The following is a 909-nucleotide window of genomic DNA, read 5'->3' as shown; positions in this document are numbered from 1 at the left end:
GCCGGCTCACCTGCGGCGCTCGCCTGATGCGCACCATCGCCGCCGCAAAAACCGCCCCACACCCGCAGCACCGCCACGCCTAGCTGCGCTAGACTCAGGCCCCAAGGATCGCGCAAGGACCCCGAACCGGAGGATGACTGTGACCAAGAAGGTGCTCATCACCGGCCAAGACGGCAGGCACCACAGCACCACCGCCAACCTCACCCGCATCCTCGCCGAGGTAAGGCTTGACGAGGTCGACACCCTCCGCGCCCAATCCGACCTCGCCGTCAGCGACGAAGCCCCCGAAGACACCGCCGACGTCGATGCCATTGGCACCCTGCGCCTGCTCGGCGACCCCTCCCGCGCCCGTGAGCGTCTCGGCTGTCTTGCGCCGCTGCGCGAGCCGACCATCGACCCGAAGGCCATCAATCCTCTGCCCGGCCTCGATCCTCAGGCTGACCCCGCACCGCAGCCGCCACCAGCCGGTTCAGGTCATGGATGATGCGCGCGAGGGCGGCAAACAGACAGGCGACGAGCACACCACCCACACCTCACAAGATCGGCTCGTGGTAGAGGCCCGGATCAACACCACCTAGAGACGCCGAGCTGCACCAGCGCAAAGGGGATCAGCGCCAGCCCCAGCATCAAGCGCGTCGCCTGCAGCGCCGTCTTACGCAACGCCTCCTGCTCGCCGAGCCGAGACAGCGCGGCAAACTTCGGCGCCGCGATGCTATTGACCGCAACCAGCACCAGGCTGATCAAGAGTGCGGTGCGCTGCGCCGCATTGAACACCGCCACATCGGCCGCCGTCGCCCAGACGCCCAGAATGAGCTGCGAGGACCAGGTGACGATCTGACTGGCCGTCACCGCCACCAACAGCGGCAGGCAGCCGGCCAGGATCACGCGCTGATCAACGGGAACCGCGAC

At 67.8% G+C, this 909-nt stretch carries 2 protein-coding genes; one reads left to right on the top strand and one right to left on the bottom strand.

Annotation, left to right across the window (positions count from 1 at the left end):
• The first annotated feature begins 133 nt into the window (after window positions 1–133).
• Window positions 134–484: a GDP-mannose 4,6-dehydratase gene (locus VBE63_RS30365; protein ID WP_323686684.1), complete on the top strand. Its 351-nt coding sequence runs from the start codon at window positions 134–136 to the stop codon at window positions 482–484.
• Between the two features lie 80 nt (window positions 485–564).
• On the opposite strand, the gene VBE63_RS30360 is transcribed toward VBE63_RS30365, so the two are convergent.
• Window positions 565–909, bottom strand: a 345-nt coding sequence (locus VBE63_RS30360; RefSeq protein WP_323686683.1) for a hypothetical protein, incomplete at its 5' end; no start/stop codon positions are given.

It is taken from the genome of Lamprobacter sp. (genome assembly GCF_034860625.1).
In the GTDB taxonomy this organism is placed as follows: Bacteria; Pseudomonadota; Gammaproteobacteria; order Chromatiales; family Chromatiaceae; genus Lamprobacter.
Note: the sequence above shows the minus strand (reverse complement) of the source record. Positions and strands in the feature narration are given on the sequence as shown.

Excerpts from the sequence above, each read along its gene's own strand:
- VBE63_RS30365 (WP_323686684.1), top strand. The coding sequence starts at position 134 with ATGACTGTGACCAAGAAGGTGCTCATCACCGGCCAAGACGGCAGGCAC.